The sequence below is a fragment of the bacterium genome (genome assembly GCA_024226335.1).
In the GTDB taxonomy this organism is placed as follows: domain Bacteria; phylum Myxococcota_A; class UBA9160; order SZUA-336; family SZUA-336; genus JAAELY01.
On record JAAELY010000444.1, the window covers coordinates 1 to 1,467 of the forward strand.

The 1,467-nt window shown below is 61.4% G+C and carries 2 protein-coding genes; both read left to right on the forward strand.

Annotated elements, in window-relative coordinates; genetic code table 11:
* Nucleotides 1-366, forward strand: a 366-nt coding sequence (locus tag GY725_21460) for a phosphotransferase (GenBank protein MCP4006756.1), incomplete at its 5' end; no start/stop codon positions are given.
* A complete protein-coding gene (locus GY725_21465; GenBank protein ID MCP4006757.1) occupies nucleotides 363-1,217 on the forward strand; it encodes a glycosyltransferase family 2 protein in 855 nt (284 codons plus the stop codon). The genes GY725_21460 and GY725_21465, both read left to right, overlap by 4 nt.
* Nucleotides 1,218-1,467 lie beyond the last annotated feature (250 nt).

A 1,467-nucleotide genomic window follows, 5' to 3' on the forward strand; every position in this document is an offset into this window, starting at 1 on the left:
CGCTACGTCCTGATTCACAACGACTTCTGGCGGGGGAACGTGCTCTTGGACTCGACCCGTTCCGGTCCCTGGCCCGAGCGTTTCGTGGTCATTGATTGGGGTGGATCCAGGGTGCGGGGCCACGCGATTTTCGATCTGATTCGCATGGCGGACTGCCTGAAACTCGGCGACCGGGTGCTGCGCGGCGAAGTGGAAGCGCACTGCCGGATCCTGGAGTGCGAACTCATCGACGCGCGTTCTCACCTGTTTTCGGCGCTCGGCCACCTGGCGATGAATCTCGATCGCTTTCCCCTGCCCCGCTTTCTGGAAATGGCGCAGCAATGCGTGCAACGACTCGATTCGGCCATCCCGGAGTCCGCATCATGAGCGGACCCGTCGACCTGCTACTGATCACATGGAACCGGTTGGAGTACGTGCAGAAGACGGTCGATCAGCTGCTTCGGGATCCAGCTGATTTCCGCTTGTACTTCTGGGACAACGCGTCGACGGATGGCACGGCCGATCTGATCGCGTCGCTGGATGATCCGCGAATCGTCCAGCGACACATGTCGCCCGAAAATGTGAAGCAACGCGAACCCAGCCTCTGGTTCTTCGAACAAGCCACGAGCGACCTCGGCGGAAAGATCGACGACGACATCCTGCTGCCACACGGATGGACGGAGCGAGTCGCGCCGGCGCTGCGTCGCGAAGCCCGTCTCGGCATGGTGGGCTGCTGGGTTTTCATGGAGGAAGACTGGGACGACGAACTCGCCGTCGCCAATAGCGTCGAAATGGGCGGAGTGCGTGTGCTGCGCTCGCTTTCTCGCGCGGGGCAATCCTTTCTGGCCCGCGTGGAATACCTTCAGCGCTACATCCGGGAACCCGGTAGTGGACACGGATTTCCCGTTGACCAGCACGCGATGAGCCTGGACGGTCTGGTCAACGGCACTCTCGTTCCGCCGCTATTCGCGCACAATATGGATGACCCTCGCTCAGAATACTGTCTGATGCGGCGAGACGCGACGATCGGCAAGCACGGGGCGTTATCCGCTCAGGTTCGGGGTTTCCAGACCCCCGAAGAATACCTGGAGTGGATCCGCCAGGATGCGCACTCCAAGCTGGTCACTCCCGTCGAGTCGATGATTCGCGAAGCACGACTCCGCCGCGATCGCTCACTATTGGGCCGGGTGCGTTGGAAATTGCACCGGGCTTTTCACCCGAACCCCAAGAAGGGCTGAGATTCGCCAGCCGAGCGGAGATTCACTCGCCGGGTCGAAGCAGTATTCGCTCACACCCCCGTTGATCACGCGTAGCCCCAGGCGTCACTCGAGCTGAGCAGGCCGAAGTCTCGAATTGACCTTCGCGCGGAACGTGTCCGAGATCCGGATCGAAGACCAGGAAGCTATCATCGCCGAAGGAGCGGGCCGTCTGGGTCAGGACCCTGGTAGAGAACAGATCGCCGTGATAGAGACGGATGGCGACTTCCAG

Excerpts from the sequence above, each read along its gene's own strand:
- GY725_21465 (MCP4006757.1), top strand. The coding sequence starts at position 363 with ATGAGCGGACCCGTCGACCTGCTACTGATCACATGGAACCGGTTGGAG.